Source organism: Sphingobacterium sp. ML3W (assembly GCF_029542085.1).
Taxonomy (GTDB): Bacteria; Bacteroidota; Bacteroidia; order Sphingobacteriales; family Sphingobacteriaceae; genus Sphingobacterium.
In genome coordinates this window covers 470,944-493,628 of the sequence record NZ_CP107036.1, presented here as the reverse complement: position 1 = coordinate 493,628, position 22,685 = coordinate 470,944, and the positions used below count along the sequence as shown (strand labels likewise).

The following is a 22,685-nucleotide window of genomic DNA, read 5'->3' as shown; positions in this document are numbered from 1 at the left end:
ATCAATTATTTCTTCCAAACTTAGCTTTGCTCCTCATTTGAATCATAATTCCAGTTCAGCAACTTTTCTTGCAATATCCGTGATATTTTATTGAAATAGCGTTTCTGCTTGTAGCCCATAACCCATTGAACCCCCTGTACTGCATTGGTACAAAAAATTTCATCCGCTCTTTTCATGATTTCAGCGCTAATTTGTGCCTCAACAACTTCAATCCCTTCAGACCGAGCCATATCCATCACTACCCGTCGCATTACACCTTCGATACATCCCTCAGAAAGTGCAGGCGTATACAATATTTTTTCGTAATACACAAAGATATTTGAGGTCAAAGACTCACAAAGGTAGCCTTCCTGATTTAAGATCAATACATCATCAAAGGCCATTTTTTTCTTATAGATACCCGCCAACACGTAAATTTGAGCGTTGAGCGATTTTAGTTTTGACAAATCACTATAAGGCTTTTTGAACTCATTATACAAGCCCACGATCAGACCGACTTTCTTATCTCTCAGATTGGGTTCTATGCGTTGTACCTGTAAAACAAATCCCGGTTTATTAGTGGTTGGACTATATAGTCCACCCCCCATACGAAATACAATCAGTCGAATACGAACCTGCTGTCCTAACATGTTATTTTTGCGAATCAACTCCTCCGATCTTGAACGGATAAAAAATTCATCAAAAAGATTCGCATCATCAAGGTGTATCAATTCCATCCCCTGTTGCAAGCGCACTACATGAAAATTCAGAAAACGAATATCACCATCCTTATACAACATGGTTTCAAACAATCCATCACCATAGCGAAAGCCTCTATTTTCTACGCTAAATATTTCCTGTTCTTCCGGCACTATATTGCCGTTAAAATTGATATAGTTTGTCGGCATCTTTATTTGTTTTCTAAATTTTAATCATTTTCTACAGCCATGGAATTTGCAGCGTAACCACGCCACTTTTCTAAAGCTAAACGAAAATCTTCAGGATATGGTACCTCAAAATAGATATTTTCTTTTGAAGTCGGATGAATAAATCCCAATACCTGTGCATGAAGCGCCTGCCGTGGAAGCAGGTTAAAGCAATTGTCCACAAATTGCTTATATTTCGAGAAGACAGTTCCTTTTAATATTTTATCCCCGCCGTACATCGCATCATTAAACAATGGATGACCAATGGATTGCATGTGCGTACGAATTTGATGCGTACGCCCCGTCTCCAACTGGCATTCAATCAAGGTCACATAACCTAATCGTTCAAGTACTTTGTAATGCGTCACTGACCATCTTCCTTTTTCTTCACTATCGTACATGGCCATAATACGTCTATCTTTCAAATGACGACCAATGTAACCTGTAATCGTTCCATCCTCTTTCAAATCACCCCATACCAAGGCAATATATTTACGGGTAATGCTATGATCGAAAAATTGCTTAGCCAAAAATGCCATCGATTTTTCGTTCTTAGCGATTACCAACAATCCGGAAGTATCTTTGTCTATTCGGTGTACCAGACCGGGACGGTCTGAATTTCCAGGCAACTGTGGCAGCTGTTGTATATGATAAGTCAATGCGTTAACCAATGTACCCGTATAATTATTATAACCTGGATGGACTACCATCCCTGCTTCTTTATTTACAATAAGTACATCGTCATCTTCGTATTTTATGTCTAACGGAATATTTTCGGGATAAACCTCATTATCGCGTGGTGGATCTGGTAATACCAATGTAATGACATCATTTGGTCTGACTTTATAGCTCGCCTTGATCTCTTTTCCGTTAACCATGACAGAACCTGCTTCAATGGCATGCTGAATTTTGCTTCTTGTCGCATTTTCCACCCTATTCATCAGATATTTATCAATACGGAGTAAAGCTTGCCCCTTATCCACTTCAATGCGTAGATGTTCAAATAACTCTTGTTCTTCTTGATCTTGCGATCCCATTTGTTCTGTCATTCTACAAAAATAAACCAAATGAAACAATTTTCGTTAAATTTGTTTTCATTTAATGTTATGTTGCCATTCAAAATCCATAGCCCCGAAACAGAAGTCACGCTACCTTTATGGGAAAAAAAACACATCAAGGTGACACTGAAGCGAGACGATCTGATCCATCCCTTTATTTCAGGCAACAAATGGAGGAAATTAAAGTACAATCTTCAGGAGGCTTTACAGCTCCAAAAAAATCATATCGTTACTTTTGGCGGTGCATGGAGCAATCATTTGCTGGCGACCGCCTGTGCAGGAGCAACATTCCAGCTCAAAACAACAGCTTTTGTCAGAGGTGATGAACGGGTTAATAATCCCGTTCTCACCATGTGTCAATTATTCGGGATGCACCTTATTTACGTGGACCGGGATTCCTATAGGAACAAAGAAAAGCTCTATAGCGACTATTTCGGCCAGGATCCAACGACCTTCTATATCCATGAAGGAGGCTATGGCCCCTTGGGAGCCAAAGGCTGTGCCGAACTTGTCGATGAGCTCCAACAGGACTACCAACATATCTTTACCGCCTGTGGTACCGGAACTACGCTTGCCGGAATTGCCCGCGCAATTGACAAAAAAGATCTTTTCACCCAGATACACGGGGTGCCCGTACTCAAGAACGGTAGCTTTATCAATGATGAAGTCGCTCAACTCTACCCCTATCTTGCCGCACCTATTTTACATCTCGATTATCATTTCGGGGGCTATGCAAAAACTACACCTGAACTCCTTGCATTCACACAGCATTTTATCAACAGTACAGGGATTATGATCGAGCCTACCTATACCGGAAAATTGCTTTATGCTGTAGATGATCTCATTAAAAAAGATTATTTCACACCAGCAGATCAGCTACTGGTAGTTCACACTGGTGGCCTCACCGGACTACTCGGTATGTACGAACGCTTCGTATTTCATTGATCTAGGTCAATAAATCGGCTATTAAGCCCCTAGCAGACATTTTGCTGACATTTTTTTTGTGATTATGTTGTAAGTTTGACCAGTTTAAAAATTAAAACTGATACACAGATGAAAATATTAGCATTTGCAGGAACAAGTAATAAGAATTCTATCAATAAAACCTTTGTAACAAGTACTTCTAAATATTACAAAGAAGTCGATGATAGCATAGAGCTTCTTGACCTGAATCATTTTGAAATGCCTATTTATTCTTATGATAAGGAAGTAGAATTAGGCATTCCACAATTAGCGCATGATTTTGCAGCAAAGATGGATGCCGCGGATTTCTTGCTTATTTCACTGGCGGAACATAATGGCTCCTATACTTCGGCTTACAAAAACATTGTTGACTGGGTATCACGGATTCCGAATCGCAAAACCTTCAATGGGAAGCCTGTTTTCTTATTAGCTACTTCTCCGGGTCCAATGGGTGGCTCAACTGTACTAAATGCAGCGGTCAATAGAATTACCTGGGATGGTGCTGATATCCTGGACTCATTCTCCCTACCTGAATTTCATAAAAATTTTGAGGAAGGAAAAGGTATTACCAATCCTACTTTGAGAAGCCAGCTTGAAGCTAAAGTACGTAAGACTAAACGTGCTCTTGCTGAAAAGTTAACGGTTCAAGGTTAACAAAAGATTAACAAATAACCATTGTAAAAACCTCTTTTAATATGTAAATTCAGAACCTACTAAAAGAGGTTTTTGATATGGCAAAAAAAATATTATTACTTGTTGGAGACTTTGTAGAAGACTACGAAGCGATGGTTCCATTTCAAGCCATGGGATCAATAGGAATAGCAGTTGATGCCATTGCCCCTGACCGAAAAAAGGGCGATGTGGTGCCTACCGCGGTACATGATTTTACAGGTGACCAAACGTATAAGGAACTACGGGGACATAATTTTGCGATCAATAAGGATTTTGATCAGGTCAACCCAGAAGAATATGATGGGCTCTATATTGCAGGTGGTCGTTCGGCGGAATATATCCGTCTTAACCAACGTGTATTGGAAATTACCAGGCATTTCTTTGAAAAGAATAAGCCTGTTGCAGCAATATGTCACGGGATTCAAGTATTGACAGCAGCAAAGGTTCTGACTGGGCGTACATTAACGGCGTATGTCGCCGTAGGGCCGGATATTGAATTGGCAGGCGGTATCTGGAAAAATATTCCAGCTGATCAGGCGGTTGTAGATGGAAACCTCGTTACATCTCCTGCTTGGCCGGGACATCAAGCTATCCTAAAAGAATTTTATAAATTATTGGACATAAACATTACTATTTAAGCGTATTTTAATGAAGAAGAATAAAAAGGTATGGCTTTTGGTCATCCCGGTTTTAGTGTTGTTGGGTTTTATTTTAAAAGATACTTTCAATCAGAAAAGTATCGAAGATCTTCCTGGTGGATTTAAGGAAGTTGCTTTTGTTAGGAATGAGCAGAATAAAGGCGGGATTATCCGTATCTATGCCGTCACAGTAGGTGACCTATTGAATGCTGATTATACAGCCTGTCTGGAGCTCCTACCGGTCAACGATTATGGAAGTACAACCACTGTATATTTTTTCGATCGTACAGCTCCCTACCCTACGACATTAGCAATTGATGCCCCCCATTTTGATAGCACTAAATATAAAGCGATCCAGATTTCAAAAAAATATGGAAAAAAGAAATAACAATATAGTTAACGATGTTGTTTACCCCAAAAGGTCTCGCACTTTTTGGGGTATTTTTTTGGAAGTAGATGAAGAAAAAATAACTTAATAATTCTTTAACACGAAAAAGTTCGTTTATCGCACCTAGAGCTATAGTTTTGCTTCTTAAATTTATGTATATTTAGCTATGGCGAAAAAATTTATTCCTAGAGATGTTAGCTGGTTGAGCTTTAATGGTAGAGTATTACAAGAGGCTGCAGATGAGACTGTACCTTTACCCTTAAGGATCAAATTTTTAGGTATATTTTCCAATAATCTGGACGAATTTTTTCGTGTACGTGTAGCAGGCCTCAAACGTGCCATCGACCTCAAGGACAAAAGTGCCAATCAATCTTTTTATGAAGATCCGCAACTGATTTTAGAAGAACTCAATATTCGGGTAATCAAACAGCAAAAGAAATTTGATAACACCTGGAACCGGATCCAAAAAGATATGGCCAAGCAAAACGTTTTTATCAAGACGAGCGAAGAGCTTAGTCCCGAGCAACAGCAGTTTGTCAGCGAGTATTATCAGGATGATGTAGAATCGAATGTTATTCCGTTGATTCTAGACGATGTTCGACCAATGCCCTATATCCGTGACAAGAGTCTTTATTTAGGTATCGCCATGGGAAAAAGTGAATGGCAATATGAGACTAAGTTTGCCCTAATTGAAATTCCCACCAGCCAGAACGGACGCTTCGTCCAATTGCCGGCACCAAAGGATGAAAAACATATTATTCTTCTCGAAGATGTCATTAAGTTCAATCTTCCCTTGATATTTTCATATTTCGGTTTCGATGTATTCCATGCGCATGTGTTTAAGGTAACGAAAGATGCAGAATTCGATATCGATAACGACATCAATACAACGCTGGTTGAGAAGATAAGCAAAGGAGTCAAAAATAGACGGAAAGGTAAACCAACCCGTTTTATCTTTGATCAGGAGATGGATCCAAAACTCGTTGAGTTTCTGATCAAAAAACTCAACCTATCAAAAAAAGACAGTATCATACCTGGACAAAAGATCCATAATTTCAAGCATTTTATGGACTTTCCGAATGTGTTTAAATCCTATCATCAACCACAGGAAAGAACTTCATTTCCACATCCCTATCTTCAAAATTATGAACGGGTCACCGATACAATTTTGAAGAAAGATGTTCTGCTCTCCTTTCCCTATCATGAGTTTCGGCCTATCATTGACCTGCTACGTGAAGCAGCAATGGATCCGGATGTAAAAACGATACAGATTACAGCCTACCGTTTGGCTTCGAATTCCAAGGTCGCCAATGCATTGATCAATGCTGCCCGAAATGGCAAGGAAGTAACGGTCATGCTTGAACTGCGGGCGCGATTTGATGAGGAGAACAATCTGGACTGGAAAGAAAAGCTTGAATTGGAAGGCATCAAAGTCCTTACGGGGATTCCCAATAAAAAGGTACATGCCAAATTATGTGTCATCAAAAAGCGGACTGGCGCAAAAACAATTCAATATGGCTTTGTCAGCACCGGTAATATCAATGAAAAAACGGCCAAATTATACGGGGATTACTGCCTGTTGACAAGCAATAGAGATGTCATTGCGGATATTAATAAAGTCTTCAATTACCTCAGAAGACCAAAATCAGACCCCGCCGAGATGATCAAAAACTGTAAAAGCTTATTGATCTGTCCAATTGATATGCGCAGGGAATTGCTACATTTTATCGATCTGGAAATCGCAGAAGCTAAAGCTGGCCGAAAAGCATCTATCATTGTCAAAGTAAACTCGCTGAGTGATAAAGATATGATTAAAAAACTCTATGATGCTGCAACCGCCGGAGTTAAAATAGACCTTATTATCCGTGGGATTTATTGCGCGACAAACCAGAAAACATTTAAAGCCCCGATGAATGCGATTTCAATCGTCGACGAATATCTGGAACATGCCCGAGTCATGTATTTCTACAACGCCGGTAAAGAATTAATGTATATTTCCTCGGCGGATTGGATGACACGAAATTTAGATCATCGCATTGAAGCTGCTGTAAAAATCACCAGTAAAAAAATTAAGGAAGATTTAAAGGAAATGCTTTACATTCAGCTAACCGATAATGTTAAAGCTCGTATTCTCAACAATTCCCTAAGCAATCACTACGTCGAAAATAAAAAGGAGCCTTGCCGCTCGCAGATTGAGATCTACAATTATTTAAAAAGAAAAATAACAGATCATTAAGTATAATTTATAACAAGCCTCAGGTATTCATTCCCTGAGGCTTGTCTTATTCATCTTCTTGTTATTATTTGCAATACGCTTTCAGCTCTTGGCACAATGCTAGAATTGAGCATCAAAGTTGTATCTTCATCCTATGAAACTCAACTTCTGTCTATCCATTGGTCTTGCTTTTTTTGCCTTCCAAACGAAAGCTCAACAAAAGATGCCAGCAAACTTCGTCTACGTAAAAGAATCCATTCCGACAATTACCCTCGAAATGCGTTATTTTGGAAGCCATAATTTTACAGGAAAACCTATCCCTGGCTACGAAAAACCTGTTGCAATCCTGACACAGCGTGCCGCATTGGCCTTACAGCAAGTTGAACAACATCTAAACAATCAGGGCTTGGCATTAAAAATTTTTGATGCCTATCGTCCGCAACGCGCTGTTGATCATTTTAAAGTCTGGTCACTGGCCACCCAAGATACAATCGCTAAGCGAGAGTTCTATCCAGAGCTAGATAAGAAAAACTTATTTAAACTCGGTTTCATTGCGACCAAATCAGGACATAGTCGCGGTAGTACCGTCGATTTAACATTGGTCAGTCTTAAAGATCATAAAGAAATAGATATGGGCGGTCCTTTTGATTTCTTTGGTGCCGTCTCTCATCATAACTATACCAAACTAACTGCAAAACAAAAGGAAAACCGCAGGATACTACGTGAGGCTATGGCTAAATTTGGGTTTAAGGCCTACGATAAGGAATGGTGGCACTACACCTTAAAGGATGAACCCTATCGCAAAACGTATTTTGATTTTATTGTAAAGTAAGCATGTCACCCATTGATAAATTCGATGACAACAGAGATTTTTTCGCTTTTCACATCAAGGGAAACAAATCCAAACCAGTCTTCAGCCCACAGCAACAACATATATTGGCGAACAAGAGCCTTTATTCACTCTGCCTAATAAAAAAGGGGGAAACCTCTTTTATTATAAATGACGAACGGGTACAAGTTGGACAGCATCACCTGCTCTTGACTCATCCCTCGTCGAAAGTCAATGGAGCATCTGTCACCAAATCTTGGGACTGTGAAGTCTATTTGATTTTCTTTAGTATAGATTTTACGTTTAAATTGGAACTTCAAAAAGACTTTTTTGACTTCACAAAAAAGTCGCTCGCATTGAATAACAATCACATTTTTTCACTTTCGACACCAGATGCCGCAAACCTGTCCAACCTATTCAAGCAGTTTATTCATTACGACAAGCAAGGTGGGGACTATATTTTCAAGCCGCAGATTATCAAGTCATTGACGGAAGTGTTGTTTTGTGAAATCGCACGTTTAGCCAGCCAAAATATAAAAAATATTCCCGTGGTACCTTCACGGAAAAGAGAAATATTGGCCAATTTCTACTTGCAATTAAAACAATCTTTCCGTCGGGAACATATGGTACAGTTTTACGCTTCAGAATTAGGTATTACACCCAAACACCTCTCAGTGATCACGAAAGAGCTCACCGGAAAGCCAGCAATAGAATTGATTCAGAATGTTTTGGTGGAAGAGGCTAAATGTTTGCTCCATCAGGGGTTTTCGATCGGAGAAATCGCGAAACAGTTACATTTTTCAGATCAGTCTTTTTTTGGAAAATTCTTTAAGCGATATGTAGGCATATCGCCTAAAGAATTTCGTCAAAAAGCCTGATTAAACAAAATCCTTGAGATCAAAGATGGTACTAAATTGTTTATCCGCGGCAGAAGTATCCTGTAGTTTATCTTCTCCCCAAGTCTGTCCTTTCAGCCATAGCGTCTGACAACCGACAGCCTTTGCTGGAGCCATGTCCTTACTATAGGAATCTCCCACGACTAAGATCTCTGTAGCGGGTAAACCCATCGTCTCGACACCAAGTGCATAAATTGCAGGATCTGGCTTACGTACCCCCACTACCGCTGACTCGACAACTGCTTTAAAATATGATAAAATTCCGAAATCAGCCAACACAGCTTTTAGATTTCCATAGAAGTTGGATACCATCACAATGGGATATTGATCGCCCAGAATAGCCAATAATGGTTTTACTTGAGCAACAGTATCTTTGGCAAGCGAATAACCATCAAATGCGATTTTATCAGCTAATTGCATATCCAGATCATAGCCGGCGGCAATAAGATACTCAAACTGTACTTTCAATTTCGCTTCAAGTACTTCCAGGAAATTAAAATCTGGCTTGATAATCGGCTGAATCGCCATTTGACGTTCGGCGTAGGCATAGGCTTCTTGAAAGGAATTCAGGTTAACCGGGACTTGATATTTTTCGTAACCGGACCATATCACTGCTCCCCAATGTCCACCATTCGTATCTAATGTACCACCGTAATCAAAAATGACTCCCTTAATTATAAACTTATCCATTGCTATTTCTTTTTAACTAAACTCATCCAACCTAAACCAATCATAATCCAGACAATCTCTCTGATCCTTGTCACAATCCCCATAAAAATACCTACTGAAGCAGGCAAGCCTATGCTCATCACTGCCATCGCCAATCCACCCTCACGAGTCCCCAATTGCATTGGGAAGAAAAACACCAAATTAGCAAATAGAGAGGATCCGGAACTAATGATCATCGCATCAATAAAATCGATGTTGATATCCAATGCCAGGCCGATAAAATAGATCTCAAAACAGCCCACTACCCGGGCAACAAATTCCCAGAAGAGAGCTATATAAAATCGGTCTCTACGATTTTGAAATAGATTTTTCACCTGCTGGTCAACATCATTCAGCGTTTCGAACTTTGCCTCCAGCAGATTATTTATTTTCTTTCCAACTAAGGGCAAGCGCGACAGGGTTTTTAATAAAGAAACTGTAATTCCTTTTTTATAGAATTTTGTAAACAACCAGGTGCATACAATAGCCATGACAAAAATGACGGCACAGGCAACATCAACCATGGTACTCGCTGGTACAAACCAGAGAATCAGGAAAACTGATACCACCCAAAATAATATATGGGATAGAATGTGCATAACACCATATAACAGAACGGATGAACCTGCTTTTGAACCACCAACATAATTTTTCAGTTCAATAATGCGGTAAGGCTCTCCCCCCAGTGCCACAAATGGCGTAATGTAATTAATGGCATAACCAGACACAGTCAATTGCAATACTTTCCAAAAAGGAACATTGGTCTGCGGCAATTGCGGCTCCTGAATAATCGCTTTGAAAGCCATGGCATTCATCCAATAAAGAATAGCCCAGCTACCCAATACCGGCAAAAACCACCAACCAATTTTCTCTAGATTTGTCCAAATCTCCTGAACCCCCATTGCATGAATCATATAGGCCAAAGTGCCTATACCAATCAGCATAAAGAGTACTTTATAGATTTTACTCCCCATAAGTTGGATCGTTTGTTAATTTATCAACAAAATAACCACTTACCTTTTCCTGTCTATTACACATATAGATTAAGATTGGGTTTAAAACAAACATATCAAAGAAAAAGTAAATCCACGGTTGACCAATAAATAACCAAACAAAAAGGAAGATTACCCGTGTATTGAACTGCACAATGTTGGTGTATTTCATCAAGGGTTTATTTTTCATTCTGAAATCAAACATCAATTGTTGGGGCAAATCATCTTTGTATCGGGATTTGACGATATGCAATAACTTTTGCAATTTTGGTGATAGCTTTTCTTGATTTCGGGTATAGCCCATATAGCCATTCAACACAAACTTGCTAAAAAAATTCTTCCGCCAGGTTAAGGCGTCGTAATCAACTTTCAAATCACGCGTATTATCCAATTCACTTCCTGCCTTACCTTTGATAAAAAAGAGGTGAACATTTCTGTAATAGTCAGCCATTGCAGATTGCAACATATGAGACACCCCGGCAACGATACAAAATACCCACAACCATTCCGACCAGCCTTCGTTGATACTGCGCAAACAAATGGCAATATGAATGGAAGCAAACCAAAAATCGCCAGCAAATCCGTCCAAAATACGACCAAAGCGACTCTTATTATCTGTCATCCGAGCCAATTGTCCATCCGCACTATCCAAAGAATTTGCGAAAACCAACAACAGCATCCCGATCACATTAATCCAGAGATCTTGGTAATAAAATAGAATACCTGCCGCAACACCAAAGAAAATACTTATAATTGTCACAGCATTGGGTGTAATCCCAATTTTAGCACATACTTGTGCAATACGAAAACCAATCGGTCTATAAAACCAAATATCTATTTTCTCCTCTGTATCATTGGATTTTAAAGATTGTTCGAATGCACTCAAATTCTCTTCTTCGATTACATTAACTTGTTCTCTCTGCATTGTGGTTCTTTTCAGTAAATTTATGGTAAACCATTTGCGCAATGGCTTCAGCTGCTTGTGCTCGACAAGGGGCAAAACTGGGCCAATCATTTAGGTCAATAATATGAAAATCTCCATTTGCATCAATAATCACATCACCGCCATAGATATGGACATCCAGCACTTCTGCTGCACGGTTGGCTACTTGCTTTAAATTAGCCAAATCAAATGGAAAATGGACAACTTCATCATTGATCTGTTCGTACAAATCGTACTTATGATGATTATGTTCATAGGGATAAAAGTAAAAAAAGAAATCGGTATCCCTAACCGCATAAAACTTTAATAGATCTCCTGCCAGATGCTCGGAGATAACGGCCTCTTTAATCCCCCGGAGCGCATATTCATTTAGGATATGCTGAGCTTCTTTGAGACTAGCGGCAAAAGTAACATCTTCTTTATGGATTGCATGGAAGTCACCACGTTTGATCCAGACACCCTTTCCTTTCAGTTTTTCAAAAATAGCCTGTATGTCTGCGACCGTTGAAATGACGATACTCTTCGGATAGGGAATCCCCCCTTCCAACAACTTAAGCGTCATATTTTTTCGAAAACAGCTTTCAATACCGAAACCTGAGTTCAATACATTAACCCCATTATTTTGAAGAGATTGCAACTTCTTAACCAACGTCTTTGTTCTTCCCATTGTCAGAACATTCTCTTGTTTGATGGAATCCAAAGCTAAGAATTCGTCCTCATTACAAATTTCAACTGACGCACCTTGCTCGGTCAATTTTAGCACAACTTCGTTAAATATTGCAGCATCATTCCCCACATGATTGGGAGAAAAACGGTTTTTACGCGTCACGCCTAAAATAGAAATCATTTCGCTCATTTTACTAACTAACTTCCTCACTCAAAAATTGTTCCGCTACAATACGGTCTTTCAAGTGGTCGATATCTACTACTTTTTCAAACACAAATGCTTCAACATGTAAATCATCTTCCAAAAGCGCACGTTGAAAGTTACGCATTCTGGAATTTCCTGCCGCAACGGAACTTAATGCACAGTTCATTGCCGCTTTACGAAAGCAGTAAATACCCCCTGATACAAATTTTGTTTCCGCTGTAGCCTGATCTAAAAATGCTTCCACGTTTAGCTCCTGGTCTGTATTCACATAAAGCGGACTCTCGTCATCGACAAATGGTGTAACAGCCATAAAAGCGTCAGCATTTTCCCTTTGCTGGAAAGCTGTTAGGTATTCGTGAAATTCATGAGGTCTAAAAACAGTATCTGTGGTTGTCAGACAACAGGAGGTCCAATCTGGATTGCTTTCGACCAATAAGGCAAAACTATGCAGGGAGCTCGGTGTATCCTCCTCGATCAGGACGATAGGAAGCTCGAATGCTGTATGCGTTAAAAATGTCTTCAATTCAGGTGATTGTCTGTTGATAATAACATGCACTTGCTGCGCACCTTCTTTAGCAAAGACACGAATCAATCGTTCAATTAATGGAACACCATGTAAAGGTAGCAGGGGCTTAGGCAAATTAAAGCCTTCTTTTCGCAATCGAGATCCTTCTCCCGCCGCAATGATAGCAAATTCCATTCCTTCTAATTGCAAAATAAAATCATTCATTAAAAAAGTAAAACCCCTGTCACGATCTTAACGTTCGCAAACGCAAAAATTGACAGCGGATTATTTTCCGGACAACTACTCGACAGCCCCCTCCACCATCTCTAAATAGAGCGGGTTATGCAAGTTTATGCACTAATTGTTCCGAAGAAAAAGGGGAAGAATTACCTGAAGCAATTGTTCCCCTTTTTATAAAGGTAATTTATTGAATACTGTCTACTAGTTCTTGGTAATAATCTAATCCCAAGTGCGTAATCAAATCCTCACCCATAATATGACGCAAAGTATTTTGCAACTTCATTAATTGTTTGAAGATATCATGCTCAGGAGGTAAACCTGGTGCAGTTTGTGGGGATTTCAAGTAGAAGGACAACCATTCTTGGATACCTGACATGCCAGCACGTTGCGCCAAATCAATAAATAATGCCAAATCCAACGCAACCGGAGCTGCTAAAATTGAATCTCGACATAAGAAATTAATCTTAATTTGCATTTTGTAACCTAACCAACCAAAGATATCGATGTTATCCCAAGATTCTTTATTATCACCGTGAGGTGGGTAATAATTGATACGTACCTTATGGTATAAATCACCGTATAGTTCAGGGTTCTTTTTCGCATCTAAGATCTCTTCCAATACAGATAATTTAGAAACTTCTTTAGTTTTGAAGTTTTCAGGATCATCCAATACCAATCCATCACGGTTACCTAAAATATTTGTTGAGAACCAACCTTCAACGCCAAGCGCTCTTGCCTGAAGACCAGGAGCAACAATTGTTTTCATTAATGTTTGACCTGTTTTGAAATCTTTTCCAGCAATCGCAACACCATATTCGTGGGCTAATTCAACGATCGCAGGAACGTCACATGTTAAGTTTGGTGCGCCATTAACATAAGGGGCACCTTCTTTTATAGCTGCATAACAATAGATCATGCTCGGTGGAATGCGTTGATCGTCATTATCCAAAGCCTCTTCTAATTTTGCAATTGTTGAGAAAGCTTCGTTTGTTTCAATATAACGTTCAGTAGAACCACACCATACTAATACGACACGGTCTAAGCCGTTTTTTTCTTTAAATTCACGGATATCACGTTGTACGGCATCAGCCAACTCGCGACGTGTTTTCTCTGATTTGATGTACGTGCCATCTAAATTTTTTACAAAATTCCGGTCAAACACAGCTTTCATTGGTTGAATTGCTTCCAATTCAGCTTTTACAGCATCAAGTTGGCCTTGTTCTAATACCTGTGCTTTTGAAGCAGCTTCATATACGTTATCTTCATATACGTCCCAACCACCAAAAACGACATCTTCCAATTTTGCCAAAGGGACGAAATCCTTGATTAAAGGATTTCTATTCTCCGTGCGCTTACCTAAACGGATTCTGCTCAATTGAGAAACAGATCCAATTGGTTTTGAAAAACCTTTGTTTATAGATGCCACACCAGCGATCAATGTTGTTGCCACAGCACCCAATCCCGGAATAAGAATACCCAATTTACCATTGGCATCTTTCACTTGTTGTCCCATATTAATTCTATATACTTAAATTGTTATTTAATTGATGTTTTATGATAAAATAATTCTTAAAATTAGCTTAAAAAAACATATTTCATATCCATCGTCACTTTATTTATAAAATCATGACAATTGCTATTTCGATGCCTATTCGAAGGCAAAAGAAACGAGATGAAATGAATAAGCACCCCAAGCCAACATCGTCCATCTCGCTGAAATATAAGGCATTTGATTATACCTACGAAAACAAAATATAATCATAACTAATTTAACTCAATATATTAACATTAAAAAACTAATCCAAATACAATTCGAAAAAAGTTATTCTTTCTAAAAAATTGGTCAATTTTTCTTTTTCTATTCTATATAAATATGACAATAAAATTGGAAAATATCTTCGGGAGCGTTACCTTTAGACTGATAATTGATGAGACCGTCATGAGCTCCAGTCAGCTAACAAACCGAGAATACTCCGCTCATGATAACTCCATAAACCATTAAAAAAAGACGAGTGTAAGAACTTTATGTAAACCATGAAAAATCAACATTCCTAAATAATTATTTCAATGAAAACTACCATTTCGTTTCTGGCTTTAGCATTATTAACCGGGAGCCAGCTCCATGCACAGACTGCCACAGATTCCGCTTATGTTCGGGATTATTATGAGAAAACCGAAGTAACGGTTCCGATGCGAGATGGCAAGAAATTGTTTACCGTGATCTATAGCCCCAAAGATAAATCCAAGAAATATCCAATTTTATTAAACCGAACACCCTACACAGTGGGGCCTTATGGCCAAAAAGAGTACAAGAAAAGTTTGGGAAACTTTCCGTCGATGATGCGGGACGGCTATATCTTTGTCTATCAGGATGTCCGCGGAAAATGGATGAGTGAAGGTGATTTTGAAGATGTTCGTCCAACAAATCCGGGTAAAGATAAAAAAGCGATCGACGAGAGCACGGACACCTACGACGCTTTAGAGTGGCTGCAGAAAAATGTAAAAAACTACAATGGAAAAGCGGGCCTCTATGGGATTTCCTACCCCGGTTTCTACTCCACAGTGGGACTCGTCAAGACCCACCCCAGCCTCAAAGCTGTTTCGCCACAGGCTCCGGTGACCGATTGGTTTATTGGGGATGATTTTCACCACAATGGTGTATTATTCCTGCAAGATGCCTTCACATTTATGTCAACATTTGGTGTGCCACGTCCAAAACCGATTACCCCCGATCAATTCAAAAGTAACATTCAGATCAACGAGGTCGATAAATATAATTTTTTCCTTGAAGGCGGAACCGCCAAAGAGCTCAAAGAAAAGTATTTTGGCGATTCGGTCAAATTCTGGAATGACCTCTTTAAGCATCCCAACTACGATGAGTTTTGGAAATCACGTGTCATCACCAATTACCTGCAAGATGTCAAACCTGCTGTCATGGTTGTTGGTGGTTTTTTTGATGCCGAAGATGCCTATGGAACATTTAAAACCTATCAGTCTATTGAAGAGAAAAGCAAAACAAATAATTCGATTTTGGTTGCGGGTCCCTGGTATCACGGCGGATGGGTTCGCGCCGCAGGAGATTATTTGGGCGACATTCAATTTGATAAAAAAACAAGTATCACCTATCAGGAAAAATTTGAACAGCCCTTTTTCAGTCACTACTTAAAAGAAGAAGGTAAATTCTCTGCTGCCGAGGCTAATATCTTTATTTCAGGGAGTAATGAATGGAAGCAATTTGAACAATGGCCGCCCAAAAATGTCGAGACAAAAAGACTTTATTTTCAGCCACAGGGCAAACTTGGTTTTGAGAAAGTCCAACGCACGGATTCATGGGATGAATATGTAACGGACCCCAACAAACCTGTTCCGCATCAAGGCGGACTCATCCAAAACCGTACACGCGAGTACATGGTCGACGATCAACGCTTTGCGGCCAACCGCCCCGATGTCATGGTCTATCAAACAGCAGCTTTGACCGAGGACATTACCATTGTCGGCCCGATCAAAAACTTTCTTAAAGTATCATCAACAGGCACTGATGCGGATTACGTTGTTAAACTCATCGACGTTTATCCCAATGATGCCCCCAGTTTTGAAGGAAAAACAATGGCGGGATACCAAATGATGGTCAGAGGTGAAATCATGGCTGGAAAATACAGAAACGGCTTTGACAAACCACAGGCATTGACACCCGGTCTCGTGGAAAAAGTAGATTTTGTGATGCCTGATGTTGCCCACACCTTTAAAAAAGGACATCGTATCATGGTTCAGGTACAAAATTCCTGGTTCCCATTGGCGGAACGGAATCCACAGGTATTTATGGAACCCTATACAGCGACCAAAACCGACTTCCGTAAAGCAACACAGCGCATTTTCCATGATGTCAATAATGCGACCTATATCGAATTTGACATCCTAAAAAATTAGACAGAGGTGAATTAACTTGACAATATCAACAAGTGGTTCGGGAGTAAGCTATTCACATAGACAGCAGCCCCGTTATTTTAAAATAACGGGGCTGCTAGCATTTACCAAATATTGTATACCTTATTAAGATTCTTCCACGAATTTATTTTCCGCCGCTTTTATTCCTGTCAATAATAACAGGACAATACTAGCCGCAAGAAAATAAAAAGAGTAGTTCCAGGATGAGTCTATCTCATGCAATTTTCCAAAAATCGGCGGGCCGAATGCAGCAATCAAATACCCGACTGATTGCGCCATTCCCGAAATTTTGATTGCATTCGCTGTCGATTTTGCCCTTAAACTAAAAAAGAGAATAGAAAGACTAAAAGACAGGCCGTTGGAAAGCCCTAATAAAATGGCTGCAATATAGATCCCATCTAGCTTATATAAAAAGAAGATCAAAATGCTGCCCAGCATACCCACCGCAACAGCAACAGCCATCAGTCGCTGATCTTTCATTCGGTGTGCAATAATAGGCCCGACAAACATAATAGGGATCATCGCAATCTGGATCAAAAACAACAACCAACCGGTGTCTTTGGCAGCCATTCCGTAATCAACCAATACCTTGGGCAACCAGGAAATCAAACTATAATAAATCAATGACTGAATCCCCATAAATATACTGATATACCAAGCCAATCTGGATTTAAAAATATGTCCAATCCCAGTCTGCACGTGCTTTTTCTGCTCAGGAATAATACTTTTCTGCCCGCATAACTGATCAAAAAAAACAGCAATAATAGATAGTATCGCCAAGACCACCCACACGCCCAAAGAACCTCTCCATCCAAAGCCAGTCCACTCACCCAGACGTAGACTAAAGCCTGATGCGAATGCTGCTGTCAAGTTCATTGCTACAGCAAAAACGCCAGTCATCAGTCCGATATTATTGGGAAAACTGGTCTTAATATACCCTGGAGCTACGACATTACCCACACAGATTCCTAAGCCGATCATGACGGATCCTACAAACAAAGAGGCTGTACCACCCCATACCCTCACAATGATTCCCACAGCAAGGACAATCAATCCAAACAACAAAAAACGATGCATAGCCTGAACGTGGGAATACCTACTCACCAGGACCGAACAACTTGCAAACATAAAAAGAGGAATCGCAGTCAATAAACTACTTTGAAAGCTATCCAATGTAAGATAGTCACTGATTTGCCCCAAAACAGGCCCTACAGCCGTAATCGGCGATCTCAGATTCGTTGAAACTAAAATAACAACCAATACAGACAACCAGCTCCAGGAAACAGTATTTGATTTTTGCATATTCTTATTCATATAAATTATTTATTTCTTGGGTATAACAGCCAATGTTTAGCGAGTGAATACTTCCGCTAGTATATGGTATTATCGAATGATGACTACACCTACAAGATGATTTGTTGCAAAGATATATTCAGTTATTTAATTAAATTTGCCATTGATTTAATTCATAACGACATGGGCTGTTCCAATCATATTGAAACAATTGATAATATAAAAAAATCTAATTTTGTCTGGTTCGAAGAAAATTGGGTTCACGACGATGCGTTACATACGCATCTCAAGGCGCAGTTGATTTACGTCGAGCAAGGTTTTCAATACCTCACCGTTGAGGGAAAAATGTACCTACTCCCCCAGAATCATGTAGCATGGGTTCCCTCAAATGCTTTACATAAGACCAATTCACATTCCGAGAGTATCAAATTAATGATCCTCTTTTTCGATATTGAGCAGGAAGATCCATTTTTCGAAAAGGTTCAAATATTCGCTGCTCCGAAGGTGTTGAGAGAGATGATCCTATATGCCGAAAAATGGTCAAAATTGACTGAAGAAAATGAACATGAAAAAATTTTCCTTCGTGCACTCCTTAACGAACTCCCCGCCTTCGGATCCCGCTTATTGCATCTAGAAATTACGCTGCCAAGTGAAAATAGATTACAGACAGTATTAAATCACCTACACGACCACTATACCCATCCTATTAAGATGGAAGAAATTGCGTTATTATCCAATCTTTCCCTGCGCACTATCGAACGATTATTTAAAAAGGAAACAGGAATGACACTGGTCAAATACCAGCAATTGCTACGGATAATTAAAAGTCTTGAGTTATTAAGCACGGGTGAACTGACAATATCCCAGATTGCCTACAAAGTTGGGTACCAAAGCGTACAGGCTTTTACAAATAGTTTCTATGCCGTCATGGGATATCGGCCTTCTGCTTTTATTGAGCATTAACAACATAACAAGAAAGCCTTTGTAGCTTTCTAGCTACAAAATACAATCGGCCCATTAAAAAAAACAAGCAATATTTGCATATGTGTAAAATACACACTATCTTTGTTGTATCATAATTTAGGTTTATAATTGGTTATTTAAGGTTTTCATTCTCCCCGTTTGAAAACCTTTTTTTTGTCCTTATACTCCATATTAAATCCTATTTGATTTTGCTTTGACGGATGATACTGTTATAATCTTATCTATACAATATGACAGGAAATCTTTCAAGATAGCACCTCTCAGAAAATCATGATTCAAATTAAATTCTTAAAAAATTCAATAATTCTTCAACAATAGTGTATTTTTAACCATATGTTCAAAAATAGGAGAATCCTATTCGCAACGTAAACACAAAAATACATCGAAAATATAAATAAACACATATGGCAGAGCATGGGGATTTACAAATCGCAATATTAATCGATGCGGATAATGTTTCTTATCGAAAGATCGAAGAGATTCTGAATGAAGTCAAACGCTATGGTATCCCGACGATCAAACGGATCTACGGTGACTGGACCAATCCTTATGTCGAAAAATGGAAGGACAAACTCCTCACCCATGCGATAACCCCCATCCAGCAGTACAGCTATACCCAAGGTAAAAACTCCACCGACTCAGCTCTTATTATCGACGCGATGGACATCCTGCATTCCGACAGGGTTGATGGCTTCTGTATTGTATCGAGTGACAGCGATTTTACAAGATTGGCAACCCGTCTAAGAGAATCGGGCAAGTTGGTTATCGGTATTGGAGAGAAAAAAACGCCGAAGCCTTTCATTGCCTCTTGCGACAAATTTATTTATGTTGAAATCTTTGAAAAGAATCCAAAGAAGGAATCTAATACAAAGAAAAAACAGCAAAATCAACCCAAACCGGCACCTGTTGACAATCCAACCAGCATAGCAGTGCTTGACGAAGAGACACTGGAATTATTAAAAGACACTGTTGATGACACCGCAGATGAAAATGGATGGGCATTTTTAGGGGAAATTGGCAGTCTTTTCAATAAAAGAAAACCAGATTTTGATGCGCGAAATTATGGTTACGATAAGATGTCCCACCTTTTTAAAGCCTATACAGAAGATTTTGAAATTGAAGAACGTAATACGGACAAATCGAGAATAAAACATTATTACATTCGAAATATTATCAAGCGACCTTTATCTGCCGTCGTCCCTTCACCAACAGCTGAAGACAAAAAAACAGTATCAACCACTGATGCAAAATCGCAGGAAGTTTCGACAAAACCTGCGAATCAAAATGCACGAAAAAAAGGCCGCCAAAATAAAAAGCCTCAAGATACAGTGGCAACGGAAAATCCTCCGAAAGAGGTTGCAGCAGTTCAACAGAAAGATGAACAACAAGTAGTTGAAAACATAGCTCAAAATGATTCTCCCAATCGTATGTTATTTCCAGCAGCAGGAAATAAAATTACAGCGGATGATGCAAAAAAATCGCAAATCAGAATTACCAAAGATTTTAAGCCTTTATTTCCTGCAAAATCACAAAAGCTCCGGATCGTTATTGATTCCAATGAGTATGAATGCAATTTCACTTACCGTGGCCGTGGATTCCATGTCCTTAAACTGGGCAAAGAGGCCGCAACCCTAATTGGGCTAGCAGAAGGTATCCAGCTAGAAATTACGAAACTCAACGAGCAGACCTATACACTCCAAAATCAATCCCGCTAAATTTACGGTTGGATAGACAGGAAAACCTCTTTAAGTACCGATTGAACCTAATGTAATTGTTCAATCGGTACTTAAAATTATACAAGATCATATGCGAGCTCATGTATCTATTGTATCAGAAGCGTCTGATCCCCACAGCAGATTAAAATTCCCTGAAAACAAGGAGTATATCACTCCTATTTTCCAGCTATATTTGTTTATATTCAGACTGACCTTGGACATTATTTAAGGATGATGACCCTGATAAAAGAATCCAAGGCGGATTAAATGTCGGATCTGATTTCCCGACAAATAAGATCATTCATTCTTGTTTAATACAATGGAGATAAAAAAGGTTTTCAATTATATATGGGTACTAGGTAGTACCCTCGTCCTTCTCGCATGTGGACAGCGTAGCACAGTAGATTCAGCCCAACCGTCGAATAGTCAAAATAACAGCACAGTAGTCCTGCCTTATGATTCCACAACACGTACTATCCATGTACTTGTTGCATTATGTGATAACACCTATCAGGGAATCGTACCTGTTCCCAAAGCAATCGGTAACGGTCAGGATCCGGCCAACAACCTCTATTGGGGCTGCGAATATGGTATGAAAACTTATTTCAATCGCAGTAAAGATTGGAAACTTGTAAAAAAGGATAAGGGAAAAGGCGCGATCCTCGAGCGTTTGGTCTATAAACACAAGTCTGAAAACTATTACCTTGTTGCGGATGCCTATGATGGCAAAGAGATCAAGCTATGTACAGTTGACTTTCTCCGAGGCTTGCATGGCCAACTAAAAGATACACTGCAAGTAGACAACAAGATTATCGGAATAGCCGGTAATGCAAAACTCAATGCATATATCGGACATGATGGTCTTATGGATTTCGAGCTAGACCAGCGTTTCAAAAACACTGACCGCCAAAAGCGAAATGCGATTATCCTCGCTTGTTATAGTAAAAAGTATTTTGCACCTCATATAGATAAAGAAACTGTAAACCCTATTCTCTGGACAAGCCATTTGATGTGTCCAGAAGCCTACAGTCTCCATGATGCACTAACAGGGTATATAAACGGAGAAAGCAACGAACAAATTCAGGAAAAAGCAGCAAAAGCCTATTCAAAATATCAGAAATGTAGTCTCCGTGCGGCAAAGAACCTGTTGATCACCAACTGGTAACAGGTTTATCTTCCACCCGCAAACTCCATCGTGAAATGGTAGTTTTCGTCAATAGAAACTATCTTTCTATCAACCTTGCGCAGATCACGCGCTTCTGCTGTCCATAGAAAAGGGTAAAATGAAAACACCTGATTTCCATCCAATTTTTGTATATCTTCAACCCATTCCTTCCATTTAAATGTTTCATAAAATTGACGGATGTCACCCTTCAATGTCCAATAAATAAAATCAGAATAGCCGCACTCCAAACTTTCCCATTGCAAGGTATCCTGTGCAAAATAATAGACCTGTCCTATGCTCTCGCCCAAAGCTCCAGCATTAATCGCAAAATAGCCCCCCAAAACATCATCGGCAATTAACAAAAAACCACCTTTCTCTCCTTCTTTGTCAAAGCTCTTCCCTTTGTTCCACTCCATAATACCTCGATTTAATTTAGCAGAACCCGAGCCTAGGATTCGGAGCCATCCACCATCGATGAGTATTCCACCGGTTTGATGAATAATAGCACCCATTGGTGATTTTGTGGTAATTTGAGCTCGTAGTAACTCTTCATCTGCACGTTTTGGATTTCTGGGCAGTACCTCATAAGAATTGTTTGCTTCCTTCATCCATTCTTCGACCAGACTCCATCCTGAATCTGTCGGATTAATCAACTCATTTAAACTCTTCATTCCTTGTGCTTTATATTCAAAACAAACTGTATTTACCTCCTTTACCACCTCATCTGTTATAGAAAGTAAAGCAACGCATCTTGAATTGC

General features: G+C 39.4%; 21 protein-coding genes. 11 read left to right on the top strand and 10 right to left on the bottom strand.

Annotated features, from left to right (window positions below; all coding sequences use genetic code 11):
• Window positions 1-20: 20 nt before the first annotated feature.
• Together OGI71_RS02045 and OGI71_RS02040 are read right to left on the bottom strand one after the other, a co-directional pair.
• Window positions 21-887, bottom strand: a complete 867-nt coding sequence (locus tag OGI71_RS02045; protein WP_282253640.1) for an aminotransferase class IV — start codon at window positions 885-887, stop codon at window positions 21-23.
• A gap of 20 nt (window positions 888-907) precedes the next feature.
• Window positions 908-1,954: an RluA family pseudouridine synthase gene (locus tag OGI71_RS02040; protein ID WP_282253639.1), complete on the bottom strand. Its 1,047-nt coding sequence runs from the start codon at window positions 1,952-1,954 to the stop codon at window positions 908-910.
• Window positions 1,955-1,972: 18 nt separating this feature from the next.
• Between OGI71_RS02040 and OGI71_RS02035 the strand changes: the two genes are divergently transcribed.
• The 7 genes from OGI71_RS02035 to OGI71_RS02005 all read left to right on the top strand — a co-directional run bounded on the left by OGI71_RS02035 (window position 1,973) and on the right by OGI71_RS02005 (window position 8,546).
• Entirely contained in the window at window positions 1,973-2,908 is a 936-nt protein-coding gene (locus OGI71_RS02035; RefSeq protein WP_282253638.1) for a pyridoxal-phosphate dependent enzyme, read from the top strand.
• A gap of 108 nt (window positions 2,909-3,016) precedes the next feature.
• Entirely contained in the window at window positions 3,017-3,580 is a 564-nt protein-coding gene (locus OGI71_RS02030) for an NAD(P)H-dependent oxidoreductase (protein ID WP_282253637.1), read from the top strand.
• Between the two features lie 77 nt (window positions 3,581-3,657).
• Window positions 3,658-4,236: a DJ-1/PfpI family protein gene (locus OGI71_RS02025; RefSeq protein WP_120260819.1), complete on the top strand. Its 579-nt coding sequence runs from the start codon at window positions 3,658-3,660 to the stop codon at window positions 4,234-4,236.
• Between the two features lie 10 nt (window positions 4,237-4,246).
• The gene (locus tag OGI71_RS02020) at window positions 4,247-4,624 is read left to right on the top strand and encodes a hypothetical protein (RefSeq protein WP_282253636.1); all 378 of its coding nucleotides are present in this window, start codon (window positions 4,247-4,249) and stop codon (window positions 4,622-4,624) included.
• A 166-nt stretch (window positions 4,625-4,790) separates the two neighbouring features.
• Window positions 4,791-6,860 (top strand): polyphosphate kinase 1, encoded by a 2,070-nt coding sequence (ppk1, locus tag OGI71_RS02015; protein WP_282253635.1) that lies wholly within the window; start codon window positions 4,791-4,793, stop codon window positions 6,858-6,860.
• Window positions 6,861-6,993: 133 nt separating this feature from the next.
• Complete coding sequence (locus OGI71_RS02010; protein ID WP_282253634.1) at window positions 6,994-7,671, top strand: M15 family metallopeptidase; 678 nt, start codon at window positions 6,994-6,996, stop codon at window positions 7,669-7,671.
• Window positions 7,672-7,673: 2 nt separating this feature from the next.
• On the top strand, window positions 7,674-8,546 hold the full coding sequence (locus OGI71_RS02005; RefSeq protein ID WP_282253633.1) for a helix-turn-helix domain-containing protein: 873 nt from the start codon (window positions 7,674-7,676) through the stop codon (window positions 8,544-8,546).
• Here the strand turns inward: OGI71_RS02005 and OGI71_RS02000 are convergent, their stop codons facing one another.
• The 6 genes from OGI71_RS02000 to OGI71_RS01975 form a co-directional block, all read right to left on the bottom strand.
• The gene (locus tag OGI71_RS02000) at window positions 8,547-9,254 is read right to left on the bottom strand and encodes an HAD family hydrolase (RefSeq protein ID WP_282253632.1); all 708 of its coding nucleotides are present in this window, start codon (window positions 9,252-9,254) and stop codon (window positions 8,547-8,549) included. It lies immediately after the preceding gene.
• A gap of 2 nt (window positions 9,255-9,256) precedes the next feature.
• Window positions 9,257-10,246, bottom strand: a complete 990-nt coding sequence (locus tag OGI71_RS01995) for a lysylphosphatidylglycerol synthase transmembrane domain-containing protein (protein ID WP_282253631.1) — start codon at window positions 10,244-10,246, stop codon at window positions 9,257-9,259.
• Window positions 10,236-11,189 carry a CDP-alcohol phosphatidyltransferase family protein gene (locus OGI71_RS01990; protein WP_282253630.1) on the bottom strand — a complete coding sequence of 318 codons (954 nt, stop codon included), beginning with the start codon at window positions 11,187-11,189 and terminating at the stop codon, window positions 10,236-10,238. Before OGI71_RS01990 ends, OGI71_RS01995 begins: the two co-directional genes overlap by 11 nt.
• Complete coding sequence (locus tag OGI71_RS01985; protein WP_282253629.1) at window positions 11,170-12,054, bottom strand: hypothetical protein; 885 nt, start codon at window positions 12,052-12,054, stop codon at window positions 11,170-11,172. The genes OGI71_RS01990 and OGI71_RS01985 overlap by 20 nt, the downstream gene beginning before the upstream one ends.
• Window positions 12,055-12,067: 13 nt before the next feature.
• The gene (locus OGI71_RS01980; protein ID WP_282253628.1) at window positions 12,068-12,808 is read right to left on the bottom strand and encodes an NTP transferase domain-containing protein; all 741 of its coding nucleotides are present in this window, start codon (window positions 12,806-12,808) and stop codon (window positions 12,068-12,070) included.
• A gap of 199 nt (window positions 12,809-13,007) precedes the next feature.
• Window positions 13,008-14,336, bottom strand: a complete 1,329-nt coding sequence (locus OGI71_RS01975) for an inositol-3-phosphate synthase (protein WP_282253627.1) — start codon at window positions 14,334-14,336, stop codon at window positions 13,008-13,010.
• A gap of 554 nt (window positions 14,337-14,890) precedes the next feature.
• Here OGI71_RS01975 and OGI71_RS01970 point away from each other — a divergent pair.
• Window positions 14,891-16,750, top strand: a complete 1,860-nt coding sequence (locus tag OGI71_RS01970; protein WP_282253626.1) for a CocE/NonD family hydrolase — start codon at window positions 14,891-14,893, stop codon at window positions 16,748-16,750.
• Window positions 16,751-16,873: 123 nt separating this feature from the next.
• On the opposite strand, the gene OGI71_RS01965 is transcribed toward OGI71_RS01970, so the two are convergent.
• Entirely contained in the window at window positions 16,874-18,082 is a 1,209-nt protein-coding gene (locus tag OGI71_RS01965) for an MFS transporter (RefSeq protein WP_282253625.1), read from the bottom strand.
• Window positions 18,083-18,145: 63 nt separating this feature from the next.
• Between OGI71_RS01965 and OGI71_RS01960 the strand changes: the two genes are divergently transcribed.
• The 3 genes from OGI71_RS01960 (at window position 18,146) to OGI71_RS01950 (ending at window position 21,925) form a co-directional block, all read left to right on the top strand.
• Window positions 18,146-19,024, top strand: a complete 879-nt coding sequence (locus OGI71_RS01960) for an AraC family transcriptional regulator (protein WP_282253624.1) — start codon at window positions 18,146-18,148, stop codon at window positions 19,022-19,024.
• A 425-nt stretch (window positions 19,025-19,449) separates the two neighbouring features.
• The gene (locus OGI71_RS01955; RefSeq protein WP_282253623.1) at window positions 19,450-20,760 is read left to right on the top strand and encodes an NYN domain-containing protein; all 1,311 of its coding nucleotides are present in this window, start codon (window positions 19,450-19,452) and stop codon (window positions 20,758-20,760) included.
• Window positions 20,761-21,079: 319 nt separating this feature from the next.
• Window positions 21,080-21,925, top strand: a complete 846-nt coding sequence (locus OGI71_RS01950; protein WP_282253622.1) for a hypothetical protein — start codon at window positions 21,080-21,082, stop codon at window positions 21,923-21,925.
• A gap of 5 nt (window positions 21,926-21,930) precedes the next feature.
• Here OGI71_RS01950 and OGI71_RS01945 read toward each other — a convergent pair whose 3' ends face one another.
• Window positions 21,931-22,596 carry a DUF2625 domain-containing protein gene (locus OGI71_RS01945; protein WP_282253621.1) on the bottom strand — a complete coding sequence of 222 codons (666 nt, stop codon included), beginning with the start codon at window positions 22,594-22,596 and terminating at the stop codon, window positions 21,931-21,933.
• Between the last annotated feature and the right edge of the window lie 89 nt (window positions 22,597-22,685).